Source organism: Lysobacterales bacterium (genome assembly GCA_016703225.1).
GTDB lineage: Bacteria > Pseudomonadota > Gammaproteobacteria > Xanthomonadales > Ahniellaceae > JADKHK01.
This window is the reverse complement of record JADJCM010000003.1, coordinates 732,026-754,530: the sequence shown is the minus strand read 5'-3', so window position 1 is coordinate 754,530 and position 22,505 is coordinate 732,026. Positions and strand designations below refer to the sequence as shown.

Genomic DNA, 22,505 nt, shown 5'->3' with positions numbered 1-22,505 from the left:
ATGGCGGTCGAGATCGAACGCAAGTTCCTGGTGCGTGGTGCCGACTGGCGCCCTCAGACGGTGCGCAGCATCGCGATGGACCAAGGTTATCTTGGGGGCGACCGTTGCTCGGTGCGCGTGCGTCTGGAAGGCGAGGCGGCGGCACTGAACATCAAGTCACGCGAGGCGGGTGCGGCGCCTGGAGTTCGAGTACCCGCTGCCGATGGCGGACGCCCTGGAGCTGCTCGACCGACTGGCCGGAACACGGGTCACCAAGACCCGGCATCATGTCGAGGTCGATGGCCATCTGTTCGAGATCGACGAGTTTGCCGGCGCCAATGCCGGGCTGATCGTGGCCGAGATCGAGCTGGATGCAGTCGATTCGCCGTTTCCGCGGCCAGCTTGGCTCGGTCGCGAACTCACCGACGAGGCGCGCTTCTACAATTTGCGCCTGGCGACGACGCCGTTCGCGACCTGGCCGGATCGCGACGCCATCCTGGAGGAAATCGCATGCTGATGATCGGCATCGCCGGCAAGACGCTGGCGCCCGAGGAGTGGGACTGGATTCGCGCGCCGATGGTCTGCGGCGTCATCCTGTTCACCCGCAACTTCGAGTCGCGCGAACAGGTCAGTGCGTTGTGCGCCGAGGTTCGCGCGTTGCGCGGCGGGCTATTCCTGATCGCGGTGGACCAGGAGGGCGGCCCGGTGCAACGCTTCCGCGACGGCTTCACCGAATTGCCCGCCTTGGCCGGGCTTGGTCAGCGCTATGCGATAGATGCCTCGGGTGCGCTCATGCTTGCAGAACGGCATGGCTGGCTGATGGCCGGCGAGATGCTCGCGCTCGGCATCGATCTCAGCTTCGCGCCTTGCATCGACCTCAAGCGCGGCAATCGCGCCATCGGTATCCGCGCCTTCCACGATGACCCGGCGGTGGTCGCGGCGTTCGCGGCAGCCTATGTGCGTGGCATGCACCGGGCTGGAATGGCGGCCACGCTGAAGCACTTTCCCGGCCATGGTTCGGTGCTCGAGGACACGCATTTCGATGCCGCGCTCGATCCGCGCCCGCTCGCAGTGATCGAACGCGAAGACCTGTATCCGTTCGGCGCCGGCTTCGCCGCCGGGGCCGAGGCGGTGATGATGGCGCACGTCGCTTATCCCGAAGTGGCACCGGAGCCGGCCGGCTATTCGCCACGCTGGATTCGCGAGATCCTGCAGCAGCAGATGAAGTTCGCCGGCATCGTGTTTTCCGACGACATCGGCATGGCCGCGGCCGAGTCCGCGGGCGGCATCAAGGCGCGCATCGATGTGCATCTGGATGCCGGCTGCGACATCGTGCTGGTCTGCGCGCCGACAATCGTCGCCGAGGCCATCGCCGCGGTTTCGAGCCGTGAGCCAGTCGCCCCGCCGCGCTGGGTGGCGCTGCTGGCGCGGGCGCAGCCTGATTGGAGCGCGCTGGTCGAAGCCGAAGAAGTCCAACAAACCCGCGCAGACCTCGCTGCGCTTCGCCTGGAGACCTTGGCATGAACGCACATCCGCTTTCCGATGCACTGAAGCACTCCGACCGGCTGTGGTCGCGCGAGCAATTGTTCGCGGCCATCACCCGCCTCGGGGCCGAACTCGACCAGGCCTATGCAGATGCGCCGCAGCCACCAGTGTTCCTGACGGTGATGAACGGTGGCATGTTCTTCGGCACTTATCTCGCCCACGCCAGCAGGCTCGATTACCACTTCGACTATGTGCATGCGACGCGTTACCGCAGCGGCACCATGGGCCACGCGCTGGAGCTGGTGAAGGCGCCGCGCACGCCGCTTGCGGGACGCGACGTGCTGATCGTCGATGACATCCTCGACGAGGGCAAGACGCTGGTGATGGTGCGCGACTGGTGCCTGGCGCAGGGCGCGTCCAGCGTGCGCATCGCGGTGCTGGCGGAGAAGAAGCACGACCGCTGCGTGCCCGGCTTCAAGGCCGACTTCGTTGGCGTTGAAGTTGCCGACCGCTATGTCTACGGCTTCGGCATGGACTACTACGAACAGGGCCGCAGCCTCGATGCGATCTACGCACTGAAGGATTGACGCCATGGCGATCGAACTGGGCTTGATCGGTGGCACCGGCTTGTACGCGTTCCCCGGGTTGCAGCACGCGACCCGCGTCGAGATCGACACGCCCTACGGCGCGCCGTCCGGCGCCTATGTTTGCGGCGAGATCGATGGTCATCGCGTCGCCTTCCTGGCGCGCCATGGCGAGTCGCATACGATCGCGCCGCACCGGGTGAATTACCGCGCCAACGTGCACGGCTTCCGCCAGCTCGGCTGTCGGCGCGTGCTGGGCATCAACGCCGTGGGCGGCATCCGCTACGACAGGGGGCCGCGTGCGCTGGTGGTGCCGGACCAGATCATCGACTACACCCACGGCCGCTGCACCAGCTTCAGCGATGCGGCCGGGGTCAAGGTCGAACACGTAGATTTCTCGCATCCGTACTCGCCGCAGTTGCGCACGCGGCTGCTGGCCGCGGCAGCGCAGGCGGGGATCGAGGTGATCGATGGCGGTTGCTACGGTGCCACCCAAGGGCCACGTTTGGAGACCGTCGCCGAGATCGCTCGCATGCGACGCGACGGCTGCGACCTGGTCGGCATGACCGGCATGCCGGAAGCGGTGCTCGCGCGCGAACTTGGTTTCGAGTACGCCTGCATCGCGCTGGTTGCGAACTGGGCCGCGGGTTGTGGCGATGCGAGCGAGATCAGCATGGAGGAGATCCACGCGCATCTGGCCGCCGCCACAGCGTGCGTTCCGGACCTGGTGCGGACCCTGCTGGCGATGAATCCGGCCTGAAGGCTTGTAATTATTTTCAATCTGGGAAAAACTCCGGTCGCTGCGCCGCTGTGGCCAGCCGTGTTTCCCAGCAAAGGTTTGTTCAGCAATGCGCACCGGTACCGTGAAGTGGTTCAACGACGCGAAGGGCTTCGGCTTCATCGCGCCCGATGACGGCGGCGAAGATGTCTTCGTCCATTACTCTGCCATCACCGCGAAGGGCTTCCGTAGCCTTCAGGAAGGCCAGAAGGTGAGCTTCGAGGTCCAGCAAGGACCGAAGGGCGCACAAGCCGCAGGCGTCGTGCCGGTCGGCTGATCCGACCTTCGACGATGTCCGGAAAAGCCCCGCTTCGGCGGGGTTTTTCTTGTCAATGGGGCCATCATGAGATCGTGCGGTGAAGAGCCGATGGCGGGTGGCCGCACTCGATCTCGGCATTGTTGGTCTCCGCATCGGCGTCGCGGCGATCGCGGGTTATGCTCGGCGCATGGCTCCCGATCCCGAACGCTTTGCCAGGGCGCGTGCCCTGTTCGATGAACTTGCCGCGCTGCCGGGTGCGGAGCGCGATGGCGCGCTGGCGGCGCGCGGCGATGTCGATCCGGCGGTGCGCGCGCAGGTGGCGGCGTGGCTGGCGGCCGATGACGGCAACGATGAGGATGCGACCGCGCCCGGGCCGATCGCGGCGCTGCGTGGCCAATGGCAGGCCGAGCGCGCGGCGCAGGTACAGGCGGTGTGGGTCGGGCGACGCGTCGGTCAGTTCGAGCTGGTGCGCGCGATCGGGCAGGGCGGCATGGGCACGGTCTGGCTTGGCGAGCGTCGCGACGGCGCCTTCGTGCAGCGGGTCGCGGTCAAGCTGCTCGGCGCCGCGCACGACCCCGAGGGCGAACTGCTGCGCCGTTTCCGTACCGAGCGCGAATTGCTGGCGGCGCTCGATCATCCTGGCATCGCGCGCCTGATCGACGGTGGCGAGACCGAGGAGGGCGTGCCCTGGCTGGTCATGGAATACGTCGATGGCGAGCGCATCGACCGCTGGTGCGAGCTGCAGCACGCCGACTTCGTCACGCGCGTGCGCCTGGTGCTCGCCGTAGGCGAGGCGCTGGAGGCAGCGCACGCGGCGCTGATTGTGCATCGCGATCTCAAGCCGGCGAACATCCTGGTCGATCGCAACGGGCGGCCACGCCTGCTCGACTTCGGCATCGCCAAGGCCATCGACGCGCGCGGCCTGCAACACACGATCCAGCAGACCGCCGCCGACCAGCGACTGATGACGTTGCGTTACGCCAGTCCCGAGCAGGTGCGCGGCGGATCCATCGGAACCGCGTCCGACCAGTATTCGCTGGCGGTGGTGCTGTACGAACTGATTGCCGGCCAATCGCCCTACGGCGAGGTCGACACTTCCAGCCTGGATCTGATGCAGGCGATCTGCGAGCACGACCCCGCGCCGCCGAGTCGCGTCGCGCGCGCGCTGGACGCCACTGGCCGCACGCTCGAGCGCGCCCGGCGCGGCTTTGGTTCCGACCTCGACGCGATCCTGCGCAAGGCCTTGCGCAAGGCGCCGGGCGAACGCTACGCGAGCATCGGCGCATTTCTCGACGACCTGCGCCGCCTGCTCGACGGCCAACCGGTCGCTGCGCGCCAGGGCGATCGCGCGTATCGGGCGCGCAAATTCGTGCGCCGCCATCGCGTCGCCATGACGATGCTGGCGACGGTGCTGTTGGCGCTGACCACGGTGGCGCTGAACTGGCGTTGGCAGCGTGACGCGATCACACGTGAACGCGACCGCGCCGAGCAGACCACGCGTTTCCTGACCGACCTGTTCGAGCAAGCCAATCCGATGCGTCATCGCGGCCAGGTGCCCGACGCGGTGGCGATGGCCGGGCGCGGTGCCGACGCATTGCTCGCCGACGCCGCGATGGACCGCGCCACGCGCGCCGGACTGCTGCGCACTTCGGCGCACGTGCTGCTGGCGCTCGGCCAGTATGCGAAGGCGCTGGAGGTTGCCAATGCCGCACTCGTCGGCAGCGAACAATGGCGTGTGCGCGACGCTGATCTGCGGGTCGCGCTGCAACTGCTGCAGGCCGACGCGTTGGCGGGCAACCGACGCGATGACGAGGCAGTTGCGATCCTCGAAGCATTGCGTCGCGATGCGTCGCTGCGCGATGGCCTGGTACAGGGTCGCGCGCTGCGCACCGAGGTGCTGAACCTGCTCGCGCGCGTCGAGTTCGAACGCAACCGCATCGACGCCGCCGCCGCTGCCCTCGCGGCCGCGCTGGCTTCCTGGCAGAACGTGTTCGGTCACGATCCGGAACGGGCCCTGCTGGCCGCGCCACAGGCCGGTGTCAGCGGTGAGTTGCTGGCTTCGTTGCTGCTGACGCGCTGTCGCATCGCCGTGCTTCGGGCTGCCGGCGGCGATGCGCTGGAGCGCTGCAACGAGGCGCAGCAGTATCGCGAGCGCTATTTCCCGGCCGACCACCCGGGCCAACTGAACGTGCTGAACGAACTCGCGGTGCTGGCCGGCAACGCCGGCGAGGCGACGCGCGCCCGCGAACTGGCGCAGCGCATCTTCGACCGTACCCGCGAGATCTTCGGCGACGCCCACCCGCGCACCGCCGTCGCGGCGCTGAATCTCGGCATCGAGTACCGCGCTGCCGGCCGCTATGAGGAAGCGATCACGCTGTATCGCCTTGCGCACCAGGTGTTCCTGGCGACGCGCGGACCCGACCACCCGCACACACTGCTGGCGCTGAACAACTGGGCGAACGTGCTGTACACGCGCGGCGACTACACGGCGGCATTGCAGATGCACCGTGACGTCCAGCTGCAGCGGCGCGCGTCATTGCCGGCGGATGATGCGGACCTGGCGCAGTCGGCCGCCAATGTCGCGAAGTGCCTGTGGCGCCTGGGTCGCAACGCCGAGGCGCAGGCGGAGCTGGCGGCATCACCGACGCAGGTCGATGCCGGCGCGCGGCGAGCGCGGCGGCTGCTGCTGGCGCACCTCGCCCTGGCCCGCGGCGAGGCCGAGCAGGCACTGGCCGAGGTGCGCGCGGTGCGCGCGGAAATCGCTGCTGCAGCGCCGGACGTGCGTGGTCTGGCTGCCAGTGCCTGGATCGAAGCCCTGGCGCTCGCCGCCATGAACGCCGACGTCGAAACCTTGCGCAGCGCGTTGACCGCCACCGAAGCCGCGCTCGGCCGTGACCCGGGGCGCGAGTTCGTGCGCGAAGACGAAGTCGCGCGCTGGCGTCGCGAACATCCGCGACTCGCGAAGCCCTAAGCTTCGCCCCTGGTCCACCGAAGGCATCGCCGCGTCCATGTTCGAGTCCCTGTTCGACCTCAAGGCCCATGGCAGTACGCCGCGCACCGAGTTGCTGGCCGGCTTCACCACCTTCCTGACCATGGCCTACATCCTGTTCGTGAACCCGGACATCCTGTCGGCGGCCGGCATGCCGAAGGAGTCGGTGTTCGTGGCGACCTGTCTCGCGGCCGCAATCGGCTCGGCGGTGATGGGGCTGTATGCGAACTATCCGATCGCGCTCGCGCCCGGCATGGGCCTGAATGCGTACTTCGCCTTCGTCGTCTGCGGCACGCTCGGCTATGCGTGGCAGGCCGCGCTTGGTGCGGTGTTCCTGTCCGGTTGCCTGTTCGTGCTGGTCAGTCTGTTCAAATTGCGCGAGTGGATCGTCGATGCCATCCCGCGCTCGCTCAAGCTCGCGATCTCGGCCGGCATCGGCCTGTTCCTGGCCCTGATCGGGCTGAAGAACGCCGGCATCGTGGTCGCCGATGCGGCCACCTACCTGCGCCTTGGTAATCTGCACGCGCCGGCGCCGCTGCTGGCGCTGGCCGGGTTGGCGCTGATCGTCGCGCTCGAAGCGCGGCGCGTCGTCGGCGGCGTCATTCTTGGCATCCTGGCAGTGACCGCAGCCTCGATCGCGCTTGGCCACTCCGCCTTCGCCGGCGTGTTTGCGCCGCCGCCATCGCTCGCTCCGACCTTCCTGCAGCTCGATATCCGTGCGGCGCTCGATGTCGGACTGGTGAGCGTGGTGATGAGTTTCTTCCTGGTCGAACTGTTCGACGCCACCGGCACCCTGATCGGCGTCAGTCATCGCGCCGGGCTGCTTGCTGCCGACGGCAAACTGCCGCGACTGAAGCGCGCGCTGCTGGCCGATTCCAGCGCCATCGTCGCCGGCAGCCTGCTCGGCACCTCATCGACCACGGCCTACATCGAGAGCGCCGCCGGCACCGCGGTCGGCGGCCGCACCGGGCTGACGGCGGTGGTGGTTGCGCTGCTGTTCCTGCTGGCGCTGTTCCTGGCCCCGCTCGCCGCCAGTGTGCCCGCCTACGCCACTGCCCCGGCACTGATCTACGTGTCCATCCTGATGACGCGCGGACTGGCCGAGATCGACTGGCGCGACCTCACCGAAACCGCGCCGGCGGTGCTGTGCGCGCTGGCCATGCCGTTCACCTTCTCCATCGCGCACGGCATCGCCTTCGGCTTCGTCAGCTACGCGTCGATCAAGCTGCTCGCCGGTCGCGGTCGCGACGTGCCACTCGCGGTCTGGATCATCGCCGCCGTGTTCGTCGCCAAGTTCGCGTGGTTGGGCTGAACCGTCCCGATCGCGCCGCAATACAACATCGGAGCGACGTAGGAGCGGCTTCGGCCGCGACCGTTGACGCGGTGCGTTCGATGTTCGCGATGCGGCGTGTTCGGGAAGACCGCGGGCGTCCGCGTCATCGGTCGCGACCGGGGTCGCTCCTACATCGCTTCGTGGAAAATCATCGGTGCGAGATTGTGGCGGTGCTTATTCCAGCGTGAACCACTGCACCTCGACGCGGCGGTTGAGGTCGCTGTCGGGGCCGGCGGGTTCTTCCCAGCCGCGGCCGACGACTTCGATGCGGTCGGCGGCGAGGCCCTGGTGTTTCTTCAGCAGCGCGTCGCGCACGGCTTGCGCACGTTGGCGCGAGAGCTCCATCGCCTTCATCGCCATCGTGCGCACCAGCGCCTGGCCGCCTTCGCGTTCGAACTCGCCGACGCGGGCGTTGTCGACATGGCCGCGCAGCACCACGATCGAGCCCGGGCTCACCTGCAGGAAGTTCTTGATCGAGTCGAGGTACTTCAGGTTCTCCTCGGCATCGCGATCGAGCGCGGACGAGTTCGGTTCGAAGAAGAAGCGGATGTCCTTGCTGAGCAGCGCGTCGCCTTCGAGCGAACCGCCATCGCGGGTCTTGATCGGCGCGATCGCAATCGTCTGCTTCGCGAACTCGGACTTGCCCTTCAGCGCGTCGAGCGGCTTGCCATCGAGGAAGCGCGCCGGGTCGGCCGGGTTCTTGATCAGCTTGCCGTAGGCCAGCACCGACGACTGGAAGATGCCGTTGAACGAACCGGCGGCGTCGATGGTGCCGGCGAAGAAGGCCTGGTTCTCCGGCAGGTTGGACAGATGCACCTTGCTCAGTTCATCGCGGGTGTCGGCATCGGTCCACTTGAAGGCCTTGGCGATGGTCGCGATCTGCGTCTCGGGTTCGTCGCGTACGCGGCGATTGCCTTCAAGCAGGCCGTGCACCAGGCCTTGCACCCATTCGGGCTTGGCTTGGGCGAAGCCTTTGTTGACCACCAGGAGGTCGGCGATGATCAACAGGTTGCGGTTCGAGACCAGCATCTTCGCCTTGCCGGCTGAGGCCTCGATCACCTCGTCGGTGCGCGGCGACCAGCCGATGCAGCCATTCAGACGGGCATGGCCGGTGGCGAGTTCGTGCTCATAGGCATCGCAGGCGACGTCGTTGTCTTCGTAGAACACCAGGCCGAGTTGGTCGGCCGGCGGGCGCGCATCGAGATCGCGCAGGATGGTCACAGGCACATTGGCCTCGGAAGCGAGATAGCGGATGAAGAACTCGCTCTCGTTGAACTGCGAGGCCGACAGCACCTTGCCTTTCAGCTGGTTGATGCTGCTGATGCCGGTGTCGACCACCACCATGTCGGCGCCGCGCGAGAACCCAATCTGCGCCGGCACCGTCACTTCGAACTGGCGGCCGAGTGCAGCCAGCACGTCGGCGGTGGTCACGCTCGCCGCAACCTTGCCGTTGTTGAGCTTGGACCAGCTTTCCTCTTCGCTGAGCGTGAGGCGTACCTGGAAGCCGTAGTTCTTCGCGAAGAACGAATCCGGATTCGGATCCAGGCCACCATTGGCGACGACCAGTCCGGCGTAGCCGGCGTATTCGCTGATGTCGACTTCGACGATGCCATTCTGCGCCTGATAGGCCGCCGCCGCGTCGAGCGTGGGCAAGCCATCGACCGGTTCGATCGGCGTCGGTGCTTCGCCATCGACCACGGGTGCGGGGCCGTCGCTTGTGGGTGACTGTGTCTGCGTGGTCGACGCGGCGCTGTCGGCATCCGGCGCCTTCTTGTCGCGCAGCATCAACCAGGCGCCCATGCCGAGCAGGGCGAAGATCAGCAGCAGGGTGAGCACCGTGCCGGCGGAGTTGCCGCGCATCGCGAAGCGGGAGGGAAGACGGGTCATGACGATGCTCCTGAGGACAGGGGAGGTGGCTTGCTGGCCGCATTGCGGACGCGCTGCGGCAACGGTTGCGGCGTGCCGGATTCGAACGCGCCGAGCAGATCACGCTGGCTGTTGAGCCAGCGGTGGGTTTCATTGAACGAGGTGGTGAGCGCGTTCAGCGATGCGCCGACCGCGCCGTCATCGGATGCGAGCAGGGCTTGTTCGCGGATCAGCGCGATTTGGTGGTCGATGCGTACCAGTTCGGCTTCGACCTGTTCCAGTCGCTGGGCAGCATCGTCGTGCGCCTGCTGGCGCTGGTCGATGACTTGCTGCTGCTGCTCGAGGCTGCGCTTGAGTTCGGGACTGATGTCCGGCTTTGCGAGGCGCGCAGCGATCTGTTTTTCCTGCTCGGCCAGTTGCGTGCGTTCGCGTGCGGCGGTGTCGATCACGCGATTGATCGAGACCAGCGCCACCAGCAGGCGCAGATGCAGCCAGACCAGCTGTTCGACACTGTCGCTGTGGCTGTCGAGCAGGGGCGTGCGCTTGAGCGTCGCCAGGATCTCGCTGGCGCGACGCTCGATCTCCTGGTGGCGACGCTTCTCGGGATAGCCGAGTTGCCCCACGAACTCGTCATAGCGCGCGTCCGCAGGATCGACCGGCGGTGGCGTGCCATTAGCGGCATCGACGGTCTTGCGGAAGCGTGGGTTGCCAGACAGCGTCTTCAGATAGGCGAGTTCGAGCCCGGCACCGAAGAACCAAAGGCCAGGGTTGAGAAAGGTGCCGAGCAGTGCGATCGCAGCCAGACCGAACCAGTTCGGCGGAATCGGCATGCCGAGCGGTCGCGCATTGAAGGCGGCCCACCAGTACTTCATGCCACGCCGCCCTGGGCGAGCGCGCGCAGCGAAGGCGGCACGAACTGGGTGTCGGTGGCCTCACGGATCGCGATGCGCATCTGGAATTCGAGCACATCCGGCGCGACCGGTGGCTGGTATCCATCGAGACAGGCCGTCAGTGCGACCAGGGGCATTTCGTTCGCGGTGCGCACGCGTCGGTACACCTTCACCGACAGCGCCTCTGCGGCGCCCGGCGTCAGCAGCAGGGGCAGCTCGAGCTTCTCCATCTCGGCCGGATCGATCGCGATCTCGAGACGCTTGAGCAGGGCATTGATGAGACCCGCACTCTCGGCCTTGGTCGTGGTCGGCAGCAGCGGCACCTTCACGTCGATGCGACCGGGACGCTTGAGATCGACCTCGATCAGGTCCGGGCGCGAGGTCGCGAGGATCCAGACGACACGCCCGCGATTCGATGCGTCGCTCATTTCCTGCGCGATCATCGAATACAGGCGACCGGAGAGGCCGCTGTCACCGCTGCCCGAGTCGCGCTTGCCAAGGCTCTGGTCAGCCTCGTCGATGAACACGATGCAACGACCGAGGGCACGGATCAGGCGGAAGATCTTCTCGAGATTGCCTTCGCTGGAACCGACCCAGCGGTCGCGGAAGTTCTTGAGTTTCACCACCGGCACGCCGGCCTCGCCGGCCAGGCATTCGACCAGATAGGTCTTGCCGGTGCCGACCGGTCCGCAGAACAGATAGCCCATCGGCATCGCCCGTAGATCATGCGCCTGCCACAGCGCGATGTCCTGGCGCAGCCAGGTCTTCAGCGCGTCCTGGGCGTGATAGTTCGCGAGGGTCTTCTTCGATTCGATGAATTCGATCAGTCCCGCCGAATCGGCTTCGACCATCTGTTTCTTCGCGGCGACCCAGTCGGATTGGGTCAGCGGCTTGCCCTCGTGTTCGCGCAGCTTGACCAGGGCATTCAGCGCGGTGACGGTGACGCCGGCGAGCAGCGGCGCCGCCTGCGCGCCATCGTTCTCGGCGAAGGCCTTGCGGTGGTCGAGCTTGAGCTGGGCCAGTGCCTGTTCGATGACCGGGATATCGGGCAGGGGCACGCGTACGCGGGCGACGCGCGGATTGGTCGCGATCAGCGGATGCAGGTCATTGAGGTTGTCGGCGATCAGGAAACTCGCGAACGGCAGGTCGGTGAATGGCGGCTCGGCCGCCCAGTCGCGCACCAGGCTGGCCAGGCTGGCGGTCTCGAACTCGCCCTGGCGGTTGGCGGGCAGGACCTGGTCGGCACCGCGGATGATGCAGGCGATGTGTTCGGGCTTGTCGCGGCCCATCGCGCTCAGGTTCGCGCGGTAGCGCAGGTAGCGCGTGATCAGTTCGACGGCGGCGCGCGGTTCGCGCGTTGCGGCGCCGACCAGTTGCGCGCCCGGCCATTTCTGGAAGGCCTCGCTGGCGCGCGGCACGCTGAGGCCGTTGCCCGGGTCGTACAGGAACACCAACTCGAAACCAGACAGCAGTTGCGCATCAAGAAATGCGGTCAGGCTGACGAAGCGACCGCGCAATGGAAAGCGGTCGGCGACATTGCCGTACAGCACGAACTGGCCCTGCGCGCCGCTTTCATAGGCCAGCGCGAGTTCACGGGCCCAGGCGGGCGCGTCGCCTTCGAGCGGCATCCGATCAACCCTGCTGCGATTCGGACGGTTTCTCCGCCGCCGCACCCATGTTGCGCGCCGCCGGGGCGGGTGCTGCCTCGTTGCCGAGCGAAAGGCCCTCCGCGGCCGCGAAGTCGGCCAGCGCCTGGTCGGCGAGCGCGGTCATCTCGGCTTCCTTGAGATTCACGTCGGTCATGTCGAGCGCGTCCTTGGCGACACGGGCGCGGCCGGCGGCCTTGGTGCGCTCCTCTTCGACCATTTCGTGCAGACGGTTCAAGGTATCGCCGGAACCGCCGATCGAGCCGATCATGCCGGCTGCCATCTCGTTCATCTCGGCCATCGCCTTCTTCATCTTCATGTCGTTGATCGCGCCCTTCAGGCCTTCGATCTTGGCGCGCGCGGCATTCACCGCGACGTCGCGCGCCTTGATCAGGTCCTTGTAGGTGCCTTCGGCCGACTCGAGCTGCTTGCGGTTCTCTTCCAGCTCGCGCGCCACGGTCTGCAGGCGCAATGCGTACTGGCCCGCGGCCTGCTTGTTGCCGGCGCGCAGGTGCGCGGTGGTCTTGGCGCGCAGTTCGGATTCCTCGCTCTCGAGCTTGCGCACCTGGCTCATCAGCCGCTCGGCCAGCCCGGCATGGCCGGCCAGCCCCTGGTTGTAACTCGCGATCTGCTTGCGCAGGTTTTCCTGCTCGAGTTCGAGCAGCGCTTCCGGGCTGCGCTTCTCCATGTCCTTGACGAACAGGGCGAAGAAGCCTTTGAACACATTGATCAAGCGCTGGAACATGACCACTCCTCAAGCAAGCGCAAAGCCTCGCGGCGACGGCCGACACGTTAGCGGGTTTATGCTGCGCTGCAAGGGGTGTGAATTCGCCCGGAAGCCCGCATGCGCATCAGGCCGACCATGGATCGATCAAGTCGATTCCGCAATCGTTGAAGTGCCGTAGGTTTCTGGTCGCGAGCCGTGCGTTTCGCTGGCGGACGATGCCCGCGATCATGGCGTCGCGCTGTTCGATCGGGCGGCCTTGCTTGCGGGTCAAGGCCGAGATCGATGCGGTTCGCGCCGCGGCGTCGGCGTCGAAGGGAAGAACCCGCCCGTCGAGGTCTTGCTCCACCATGGACTGGAATGCACGGCGCAGCCGCAGTCGACGTGCGCTGTCGTCGATCAGCTCCAGGCCGAATTCGATTTCGTAGACGGTGATGGCGCAGATCCAGATGTGGTCGGCGATTTGCGCATCGAGCCATGATGCGACCGCGATGCTTGGCGCCGGCCGCATGAACTCGGACACCACATTCGTATCGAGGACGATCACTCGAACAGCTCGGCTGGCTTCGCAATCGCCGGGTCGGGCAGCTCCAGTTCGACACCGCCGACCCGGGCAAACCGCTTCCTGAAGCGAGTGCCCAAGCCGGCTCGTGCGACGGACGGACGCAGCAAGGCACGTTGCAGGATCTCGCGCGCCTCGGCTTCCATGCTCACACCGCGACGCGCGGCACGTTGCTGGAGGGCGGATTTCACCGCTTCATCAAGGTTCCTGACGAGGATCTGGGCCATCGCTGCGCTCCCGGGCACCGGACAGCGATGATAGCGCGATAGCATCGCGAGGGTTGTCGAGTGCCAAACCAGAGGGCGGTCGCGCGACATGTTATGTTGCAATTTTCACGGAACGGTGGAGAGGACGATGCATCGACAGTCCGCAGGGTATGAAGGCTTGGGCCGGCTGGTGCTGCTGTGCTTGCTCGGTCCATCGCTGGGGCAGGCAGCGGTGATCCGCACGGTGGATCGCACCGATGACGCGCTGGTCAGCACCTGCAGCGCGGCGGCTTCCGACTGCACCTTGCGCGGTGCGCTGACCGTAGCCGGAACCGGCGACACCATCGTCTTCGATGCAGCGGTGTTCAACCCCGGCGTGATCAATCTCGGCTCGGCCTTGCCCAACCTCGCGGTCAACACGCTGACCGTCGAGGGACCGCTGGCCGCACAGCCGCAGGTGATCCTCGACGGCACTTCAGCTGGTGCCGGCACCCATGGCCTGCACGTGACCGCCAATTCAGTGGTGGTGCGCGGCTTGTGGCTGCGCAACTTCGGCGGCGACGGCGTGTTCATCAGCGGCGCCGGCAACAGTTTCGGTCAGTCGAACTGCAGCTTCGGTGTCGTCATCAGCACCGGCAACGGTGGCTACGGTTTCCATATCAATGGCGAGGCGGCAGATGGCAATCTGCTGAATCACTTTCGTAGCGGTACCGACGGCAGCAATGCGCTCGGCAATGGCCTGGGCGGCGTGCTGGTCGACGGTGGCGCCGACGCCAATCAGATCGGTGCGTATGGATGCTACGGCGGCATGGTGCGCGCGAACCAGGGCCCCGGAGTCAAGCTGCAGGGCAGCGCCACCACCGGCAATCTGCTCCGTAGTGTCGAAGCGGGCAGCGTGGCGCAGCCCAATACCGGCCACGGCATCTGGATCGACGGCGCCTCGAACACGGCGATGTCCTACGTCGTCAGCGCCATCGGCAACGGCGGCGATGGCATCCGCATCGAAGCCGGTTCCGGCAACTGGTTCGATGGCAACTATTACGGGGTCATTCACAGCAATGGCGGGCTCGGCATCAATTTGGTGGCGCCGGGAGATCCGCCGAACGGGGTGACGCCGAACGATCCCGGCGATGCCGACAGTGGTCCGAATGGCTTGTTGAACTTCCCGGTGATCACGACCATCGTCGGCGCCGGCAGCGGCAATGTCGCGTTGACCGGCAGCGCCTGCGCCGGGTGCACCGTCTCCCTCTATCGCGTCGCCGCCGACCCGTCGGGCCACGGCGAGGGACTGGACTACATCACCACGGCCACGGCCGACGGCGGCGGCAACTGGAATGCGATCGTGCCGCTCGCGATCGGCCAGTCGCTGACCGCATTCGCGAAGGACCCGGCGAACAACCTCTCCGAGTTTGGCGCCAACGTGCTCAATCCGGTCGATCAGTTCACCGTCGACCGCACTGATGACGCACTGGTCAGCGCCTGCACGGCAGCGGCTTCGGACTGCACCCTGCGCGGCGCATTGACCGTGGCCGGCGCCGGCGACAGCATCGTGTTTGATGCCGGCGTGTTCAGTCCCGGGGTAATCAGCCCGCTGACGAGTCTGCCCGCGATCACGCAGGGGTCGCTGACCATCGAGGGCCCGATCAGTGCCACGCCACAGGTCATTCTCGATGGCTCGTCCTTCGATACCAATGGCCAAGGTCTGCTCCTGGCCAGCAACGGCAATGTCGTGAGCGGGTTGTGGATCCGCGGATTTGCCACCGACGGCGTGGTCGTGACCGGGTCCGGCAATCACCTCGGGCACAGCAGCTGCACGCCGATGCGCGGCCTGGTCGTTACCGGCAACAGCAACTGGGGCATTCGCATCAGCGGCGAAGCGGCTGACGCCAATCAGCTGTTCAGCCACATGGTTGGCACCGACGGCAGCAGCGCGCTCGGCAATGGCCTCGGCGGATTGCTGGTCGAGGGCGGCGCCGACGGCACCGGCATCGGCGGATACGGCTGCGCCGGCGGCGTCTACCGCGCCAACCTGGGGCCGGGAATCAAGCTGCATGGTGTCGGCACCAATGCGAACCTCATCCGCAACGTCGAGGTCGGCAGCGTGACGCAACCGAATGCCGGCCATGGCATCTGGATGGACGGTGCGGCCGACACGGCGATGTCGTATGTGGTCAGCGTCATTGGCAATGGCGGCGATGGAATCCGCATCGAGGCCGGTTCCGGCAACTGGCTGGACGGCAACTCTTACGCGATCGTCCACGGCAATGGCGGGCTCGGCATCAACTTGGTGGCGCCAGGCGATCCGCCGAACGGAGTCACGCCGAACGATCCCGGCGATGCCGACAGCGGGCCGAATGGCCTGCTGAACTTTCCAGTGATCACCACGATCAACAGCATCGGTGCCGGAAACGTGGCGGTCTCCGGCAGCGGCTGCCTCGGTTGCAACGTCTATCTGTATCGCGTCGCCGCCGACCCCTCCGGCCACGGCGAGGGGATCGAATACCTGATTTCCGCGGCGGTGGACGGCAGCGGCAACTGGAGCACCGTGGTGCCGCTCGCGATCGGTCAGTCGATCACGGCGTTCGCCAAGGACGCCGCGAATAACGTTTCCGAGTTCAGCGCCAACGTCGCCAATCCCGCCGTCCAGCGGGTCGTCGACCGTACCGATGACGCGCTGGTCAGCGTCTGCACCGCGGCTGCCAACGACTGCACCCTGCGCGGTGCGCTGACCATCGCAGCGAGCGGTGACACCATCGTCTTCGATACCGGCGTGTTCAATCCCGGCGTGATCAACGTCGGTTCGACCTTGCCCGACCTGGCCGTCAACGCATTGACCGTGCAAGGACCGGTGTCGACACAGCCGCAGGTGATCCTCGACGGTACCTTGGCCGGTGTCGGAGCCACTGGTCTGCGCGTGACCGCCGACCAGGTGCTGGTGCGGGGCCTGTGGCTGCGCAACTTCGGTGCCGACGGCGTGTTCATCAGTGGCGCTGGCAACAGTCTCGGGCAGCCGGGTTGCAACGGCGCGGTCATCGCCACCGACAACGGCGGCTTCGGTTTCCACATCCATGGCGAGGCTGCTGATGGCAACGCGCTGAATGCTTTCCGCAGCGGCACCGACGGCAGCAATGCGTTCGGCAACCTGCAGGGCGGCGTGTTGATCGATGCCGGTGCTGACGGCAACCTGCTGGGCGAGACCAGCTGCATCAGCGGCGCGGTCCGCGCCAATCAGGGCCCGGGCATCAAGCTGCAGGGCAGCGCCACCACCGGCAATTCCATCCGCAGCGCCGAAGTCGGAAGCGTGGCGCAGCCGAACAACGGCCACGGCGTCTGGATCGACGGCGCCTCCGGCACCACGATGGGCTATGCGGTCAGCGTCATCGGCAACATGGGCGACGGCATCCGCATCGAGGCCGGTTCCGACAACCGCTTCGACGGCAACTATTACGGCGTCATCCACGGCAATGGTGGGCTCGGCATCAATCTGGTCGCACCCGGTGACCCGCCGAACGGAGTGACGCCGAACGATTCCGGTGATGCCGACAGCGGTCCGAACGGACTGCTCAATCATCCGGTGATCCTGGCGCTGACCAGCCTCGGTGGCGGCAACTATCTGGTGCGCGGACGCGCCTGCGGAGGTTGCCTGGTGACGGTGTTCCGCGACGGCGCCGATCCCAGCGGCTATGGCGAGGGGCAGGTGCATCTCGGCGAAAACATCGCCGATGGCTTCGGCATCTTCTCGGTCGGCGTGGTGCTCGGCGTGCCTGGCCCGGGCATGACCATGGCGGCCATCGCCGAGCATTCCGTGCACGGCGTCTCCGAGTTCTCGCCGAGCATCAACGTGCTGGTCATGCTCGCGGCCACCCAGGTCTGCGGCAACACCCTGACCGAACCGCCGGAACAGTGCGACGACGGCAATGCCGTTTCCAACGACGGCTGCAGCGCGGTGTGCACGCTGGAAGGCTGCGGTGACGGCTGGGTCCACACCGGCATCGGCGAGCAATGCGACGACGGCAACACGATCAACAGCGACGGTTGCACCAACAGCTGCCAGGCGATCAATCCGGCGGTGCTGTTCAGCGCCACCTCGGGGCTGCAGACGTCCGAACTCGGTGCCACCGACACCTTCACCGCACATCTGAGCGTGCAGCCGCAAGCCAGTGTCACGCTGAACCTGGCGAGTTCCGATCCGGGCGAGGGCACGGTGACGACTCCGCTGCTGTTCACCACCGGCAACTGGCAGACGCCGCAAGTCGCCACCCTCACCGGCGTCAATGACTTGCTCGGCGACGGCGATGTCGCTTACAGCATCGTGACCACGCTCGCCTCCGCCGACACGAACTACGCGGCGGTCAACCCGGCCAATATCGGCGTGGTCAACATCGACAACGATGCCGATGCCTCGATCACGATGAGTGATGGCGGCATCGCCGTGGCCGGGCAACCGATCGCGCTGACGATCACGGTGAGCAATGCCGGACCCAAGCCGGTCAGCGGCGCGGTGGTGACCTCGTCGATTCCGGCCAGCGTGCTCGGCAAGACCTGGGCCTGCACGCCCGGCCCGGGCTCGACCTGCACCGCGTCGGGCAGCGGCAATGTCGCCGATGCCAGCGTTACCGTGGCGGTGGGCGGTAGCGTCGTCTACGTCGTTTCCGGCACCGTGGATCCGCTCGCCAGCGTCGCCATCGTCTCGGCGGCGGCGGTGTCGTTGCTCAGCGGCATGGACGATCCGGTGCCAGCCAACAACAGCACCCTGCTCACCACGTTGATCGAAGGCCTGTTCAAGGACGGCTTCGAGAATTGAGGGCAACCGTGCGCACGCTGTGCGGAGCAGTGCGCCGGTTGACACGACGTGACAGGCGCGGGCTCGCGGCGGCGGCATAATCGCGGCCTGTCCATGGAGTCGCGGTCGCTTGCGCTGGCTGCGAAACGGAGTGTCGATGAAATCTGCAATGAACTTGGCTGGCGGCGCGACGCTGCTGGTCGTGGCAAGCCTGCTGGCTGGCTGCGCTGGCAAGCCTGGGTCGCAGCCGGGTGGTGCCGGAGCCCCGATCACGGTCACCACCCTCGTGCTGGCACCGAGCGAATGGCAGGACCGCGTGCAGGCGCTGGGTACCGCCAAGGCCAACGAGTCGGTGACGATCACCGCCAAGGTCAGCGAGACGGTGCAGAAGGTCGTGTTCGATTCCGGCGATTTCGTCGAGGCCGGGCAGGTGCTGGTGGACCTGACCGGCCAGGTGCAACTGGCTGGGCTGGAAGAGGCGCGCGCGGCGTTCAAGGAAGCCGAGCAGCAGCTCAAGCGCGGTGAGGAACTCGCGGCCAGGAACCTGATCCCCGGCAGCCAGCTCGACACCCAGCGTGCCACCCGCGACGCCGCGCGAGCGCGCATGGACCAGGTGCGCGCACAGTTGTCGGACCGCGTCATCACCGCGCCCTTCGATGGTGTGCTGGGCCTGCGTCAAATCAGCGCCGGTTCGCTCGTGACCCCGGGTGCGACGATCGCCACGCTCGATGATGTCTCGGTGATCAAGCTCGATTTCTCGGTGCCGGAGACGCTGATTCCGGCGTTGGCGCCGGGCCAGCAGGTGCAGGCGATTAGTGCCGCGTGGCCGCAGCAGCCGTTCGCCGGCGTGCTGCGGCACATCGATTCGCGCGTCGACCCGGTCACGCGCTCGGTGCTGGTGCGGGCCGAACTGCCGAACCCGGAACGCCGGCTGCGCCCGGGCATGCTGCTCACGGTCGAAGTACAGCGCGCACCGCGGCCGGCGCTGGCGCTTCCGGAGCTGGCCTTGCTGCAGGTCGGGCGCAACAGTTTCGCCTGGCGTGTCGCGGCCGATGGCAGTGTCTCCCAGGTGGCGGTGCGCACCGGGGCACGCGAACGCGGTCGCGTCGAGGTGCTGGAAGGCCTCGCCGCGGGCGACCGCGTGGTGGTCGAAGGCATCGTGAAGCTTCGCCCCGGGGCGAAGGTGGTCGAGGCGGCGGCTGCCGCTGCGGCCCAGGGCTGAGGGCGCGCCGATGGTGCTCTCCGATCTTTCGGTGCGTCGGCCGGTCTTCGCCACGGTCGCTAGCCTGATGCTGGTCGTGCTCGGCCTGATCGCCTTCGTGCGCCTGCCATTGCGCGAACTGCCGAACATCGACCCGCCGATCGTGTCGGTGGATGTCAGCTACCCGGGGGCCTCCGCCGGTGTCGTCGAGACGCGCGTTACCCAGCTCATGGAAGACGCGCTCTCGGGCATCGAAGGGGTCGAGACGATCCAGTCGCAAAGCCGCAACGGGCGCTCCTCCATCACCCTCGAATTCTCGCTCGGGCGCGACATCGAGGGCGCCGCCAACGACGTGCGCGACGCCGTCAGCCGCGTCGCCGACCGCTTGCCGCAGGAGGCCGATGCGCCGCAGGTGGCCAAGGTCGAGGGCGACGCCGAGGTCATCCTGTGGCTGAACCTGAGTTCGCCGCAACTCGATTCGCTGGCGCTGACCGACTACGCCGAGCGCTACATCGTCGATCGCCTGTCCAGCCTCGAAGGTGTCGCGCAACTGCGCATCGGCGGCAGCCAGCGCTATGCGATGCGCATCTGGATCGACCGCGACGCGCTGGCCGCGCGCGGTCTGACCATCGCCGAGGTCGAGGCGGCGCTGCGCTCGGAGAACATCGAACTTCCGGCCGGACGGCTGGAGTCGGACACCCGCGACTTCACCCTGCGGCTGGATCGCGGCTATGCCGAAGCGCGCGACTTCGAAGCGCTTCCGCTCACGCGCGGCGACGACGGCCATGTCGTGCGACTGGCCGAAGTGGCAACGGTAGCGATCGAGTCGAGCGACCGCCGCGCGCTGTTCCGCGGCAATGGCACGCCGCAGATCGGACTCGGCGTGATCAAGACCTCGACCGCGAACAGCCTGGATGTCGCCAATCGGGTCAAGGACGAGATCGCGCGCATCAATGCCGGGCTGCCCGAGGGCATGAAGATCGGCGTCACCTTCGACAGCACCATCTTCATCGATGCCGCGGTTTGGCAGGTCTACAAAACCCTGGCGGAAGCGGTGTTCCTGGTCGTGCTGGTGATCTGGCTGTTCCTCGGTTCGGCGCGCGCCGCGCTGATCCCGGCGGTGACGGTGCCGGTGTGCCTGGTGGCTGCGTTCATCGCGCTGTGGGCGTTCGGCTTCTCGATCAACCTGCTGACGCTGCTGGCGCTGGTGCTGGCGATCGGACTGGTGGTCGACGATGCCATCGTCGTGCTCGAGAACGCGCAGCGTCGCGCCGACCTGGGCGAGCCGGTCGCGGTGGCGGCCTTGCGCGGCACGCGCCAGGTCGCGTTTGCGGTGATCGCGACGACGACGGTGCTGATCGCGGTGTTCGTGCCGGCGTCGTTCATCGAGGGCAACAACGGACGCCTGTTTCGCGAACTGGCCGTAGCCCTGGCCGCGGCGGTGGCGATCTCGGCATTCGTGGCGCTGACGCTGACGCCGATGATGTGTTCGCTGCTGCTGCGTCCGCACGCCGCCACGAGCGGCTTCGCGGTGCGCGTCGATGCCGCGCTGGTCGCCATTTCCGGCAGCTACCGACGAATGCTGGAACGCGCCATCGGCCGCCCGTCGCGCTGGGCACTGCTGATGCTCGGCGCACTCGCGGCCAGCTACGGGTTGGCGCAGTGGGTGCCGCGCGAACTGGCGCCGCCGGAGGATCGCGGTGCGTTCTTCCTGTCGGTGGTCGGGCCCGAGGGCGCGGGCTTCGACTACACCGCGACCCAGGTGCTCGCGGTCGAGCAGTTGCTGCTGCGCTACACCGGCGAAGGCCAGCCGATCGAGCGCGTCAACATCCGCGTGCCCGGCGGCTTCGGCGCCAGCGAGGAAATGCATACCGGCCAGGGTATCGTGGTGTTGAAGCCCTGGGACCAGCGCACGCTGTCGACTGCTGCGGTGGTCGACCGGGTGCGTGCCGACATGGCTGCCGTTGCCGGCGTGCGCGGCCTCGCGCAGATCCGCCAGGGACTGGTGCGCAGCCAGGGACAGCCGTTCCAGCTGGTGATCGGCGGTCCCGACTATGCCGAACTGGTGGACTGGCGCGACCGCCTGCTGACGCGCATGGAGAAGAACCCGCGCCTGTTCGCGATCGACTCCGACTTCAAGGAAACGCGTCCGCAGATTCGCGTCGCCGTCGACCGCGAACGCGCCGCCGCGCTCGGCGTATCGCTGGCCGACATCGGGCGCACGCTCGAGACGATGATGGGTTCGCGCCGCGTCACCACCTACGTCGAAGACGGCGAGGAATACGATGTGGTGCTGCAGGCCAGGCGCGATGACCGGGCGCAGCCGGCCGACCTGCAGAACCTGTACGTGCGCGCCCGCTCCGGCCAATTGGTGCCGTTGGCGAGTGTGGTCACGCTGTCCGAGCTGGCCGAGCCTGGCAGCCTCAATCGCTTCAACCGCCTGCGCGCGATCACGGTCTCGGCCTCACTCGCGCCGGGCTACACGCTGGGCGAAGCGCTGGAGTGGATCGGCCAGGTGGCGCGCGAGGAGTTGCCGCAGGCCGCGCAGCTCGACTACAAGGGCGAGTCGCGCGAATACCAGCAGTCCGGCTCGGCGCTGTTGTTCACCTTCGCGATGGCGCTGCTGATCGTGTTCCTGGTGCTGGCGGCGCAGTTCGAGAGCTTCCTGCATCCGCTGATCATCATGCTCACGGTGCCGTTGGCGATGCTCGGCGCATTTGCGGGCCTCGCCATCAGCGGCAGCTCGCTCAACCTGTTCAGCCAGATCGGCATCATCATGCTGGTCGGGCTGGCGGCGAAAAACGGCATCCTGATCGTCGAGTTCGCCAACCAGCGGCGCGATGCCGGCCTGTCTGTGCGCGATGCCGTGCTGGAGTCTGCGGCAACGCGACTGCGCCCGATCCTGATGACCTCGATCGCGACCATCGCCGGCGCGTTGCCACTGATCATCGCCGGCGGCCCCGGCTCGGCCAGCCGCGCCACCATCGGCATCGTCATCGTGTTCGGCGTCAGCGTCTCGACGCTGCTGTCCCTGTTCGTGGTGCCCGCGTTCTACTTGTGGCTGGCGCCCTTCACCCGCTCGCCCGAAGAACGCACCAAACGCCTCGAACGCCTCGAACACGAAGCGCCGGAAGTGGAGTCGTAGCGCCAGTGGGCTGGTGGTGTCAGATGGACGCGCGCCCTAAGCTTCAGCGATCGCGGATTCGCGGAGCGCGCAGAC

The 22,505-nt window shown here is 67.1% G+C and carries 15 protein-coding genes and 1 pseudogene; 10 read left to right on the top strand and 6 right to left on the bottom strand.

Annotated elements, in window-relative coordinates; genetic code table 11:
- The 7 genes and pseudogenes from IPG63_16635 (at nt 1) to IPG63_16605 (ending at nt 7,386) form a co-directional block, all read left to right on the top strand.
- Nucleotides 1-496 (top strand): annotated as a pseudogene (locus tag IPG63_16635) (CYTH domain-containing protein).
- Complete coding sequence (nagZ, locus tag IPG63_16630) at nt 490-1,503, top strand: beta-N-acetylhexosaminidase (protein MBK6728819.1); 1,014 nt, start codon at nt 490-492, stop codon at nt 1,501-1,503. The pseudogene IPG63_16635 and the gene nagZ overlap by 7 nt, the downstream one beginning before the upstream one ends.
- Entirely contained in the window at nt 1,500-2,051 is a 552-nt protein-coding gene (locus tag IPG63_16625; GenBank protein MBK6728818.1) for a hypoxanthine-guanine phosphoribosyltransferase, read from the top strand. Before nagZ ends, IPG63_16625 begins: the two co-directional genes overlap by 4 nt.
- A gap of 4 nt (nt 2,052-2,055) precedes the next feature.
- Nucleotides 2,056-2,808 carry an S-methyl-5'-thioinosine phosphorylase gene (locus IPG63_16620; protein MBK6728817.1) on the top strand — a complete coding sequence of 251 codons (753 nt, stop codon included), beginning with the start codon at nt 2,056-2,058 and terminating at the stop codon, nt 2,806-2,808.
- An 88-nt stretch (nt 2,809-2,896) separates the two neighbouring features.
- Nucleotides 2,897-3,103, top strand: coding sequence for a cold-shock protein (locus tag IPG63_16615; GenBank protein ID MBK6728816.1), 207 nt, complete (start codon nt 2,897-2,899; stop codon nt 3,101-3,103).
- A gap of 79 nt (nt 3,104-3,182) precedes the next feature.
- Nucleotides 3,183-6,056 (top strand): serine/threonine protein kinase, encoded by a 2,874-nt coding sequence (locus IPG63_16610; protein ID MBK6728815.1) that lies wholly within the window; start codon nt 3,183-3,185, stop codon nt 6,054-6,056.
- 37 nt (nt 6,057-6,093) lie between these two features.
- Nucleotides 6,094-7,386, top strand: a complete 1,293-nt coding sequence (locus tag IPG63_16605; GenBank protein ID MBK6728814.1) for an NCS2 family permease — start codon at nt 6,094-6,096, stop codon at nt 7,384-7,386.
- 195 nt (nt 7,387-7,581) lie between these two features.
- On the opposite strand, the gene IPG63_16600 is transcribed toward IPG63_16605, so the two are convergent.
- From IPG63_16600 to IPG63_16575, 6 genes are all read right to left on the bottom strand, one after another.
- Nucleotides 7,582-9,294, bottom strand: a complete 1,713-nt coding sequence (locus IPG63_16600) for an OmpA family protein (GenBank protein ID MBK6728813.1) — start codon at nt 9,292-9,294, stop codon at nt 7,582-7,584.
- Nucleotides 9,291-10,145, bottom strand: coding sequence for a hypothetical protein (locus IPG63_16595; protein ID MBK6728812.1), 855 nt, complete (start codon nt 10,143-10,145; stop codon nt 9,291-9,293). Before IPG63_16595 ends, IPG63_16600 begins: the two co-directional genes overlap by 4 nt.
- Nucleotides 10,142-11,791, bottom strand: coding sequence for an AAA family ATPase (locus IPG63_16590; protein MBK6728811.1), 1,650 nt, complete (start codon nt 11,789-11,791; stop codon nt 10,142-10,144). Before IPG63_16590 ends, IPG63_16595 begins: the two co-directional genes overlap by 4 nt.
- A gap of 4 nt (nt 11,792-11,795) precedes the next feature.
- Nucleotides 11,796-12,554 (bottom strand): PspA/IM30 family protein, encoded by a 759-nt coding sequence (locus IPG63_16585; protein MBK6728810.1) that lies wholly within the window; start codon nt 12,552-12,554, stop codon nt 11,796-11,798.
- A gap of 106 nt (nt 12,555-12,660) precedes the next feature.
- Nucleotides 12,661-13,080, bottom strand: coding sequence for a type II toxin-antitoxin system VapC family toxin (locus tag IPG63_16580; protein MBK6728809.1), 420 nt, complete (start codon nt 13,078-13,080; stop codon nt 12,661-12,663).
- Nucleotides 13,077-13,322 (bottom strand): plasmid stabilization protein, encoded by a 246-nt coding sequence (locus IPG63_16575; GenBank protein MBK6728808.1) that lies wholly within the window; start codon nt 13,320-13,322, stop codon nt 13,077-13,079. The genes IPG63_16580 and IPG63_16575 overlap by 4 nt, the downstream gene beginning before the upstream one ends.
- A gap of 127 nt (nt 13,323-13,449) precedes the next feature.
- Between IPG63_16575 and IPG63_16570 the strand changes: the two genes are divergently transcribed.
- From IPG63_16570 to IPG63_16560, 3 genes are all read left to right on the top strand, one after another.
- Entirely contained in the window at nt 13,450-18,105 is a 4,656-nt protein-coding gene (locus IPG63_16570) for a hypothetical protein (protein MBK6728807.1), read from the top strand.
- Between the two features lie 148 nt (nt 18,106-18,253).
- Nucleotides 18,254-19,306 carry an efflux RND transporter periplasmic adaptor subunit gene (locus IPG63_16565; protein ID MBK6728806.1) on the top strand — a complete coding sequence of 351 codons (1,053 nt, stop codon included), beginning with the start codon at nt 18,254-18,256 and terminating at the stop codon, nt 19,304-19,306.
- A 10-nt stretch (nt 19,307-19,316) separates the two neighbouring features.
- Entirely contained in the window at nt 19,317-22,430 is a 3,114-nt protein-coding gene (locus IPG63_16560; protein ID MBK6728805.1) for an efflux RND transporter permease subunit, read from the top strand.
- Nucleotides 22,431-22,505: the final 75 nt, after the last annotated feature.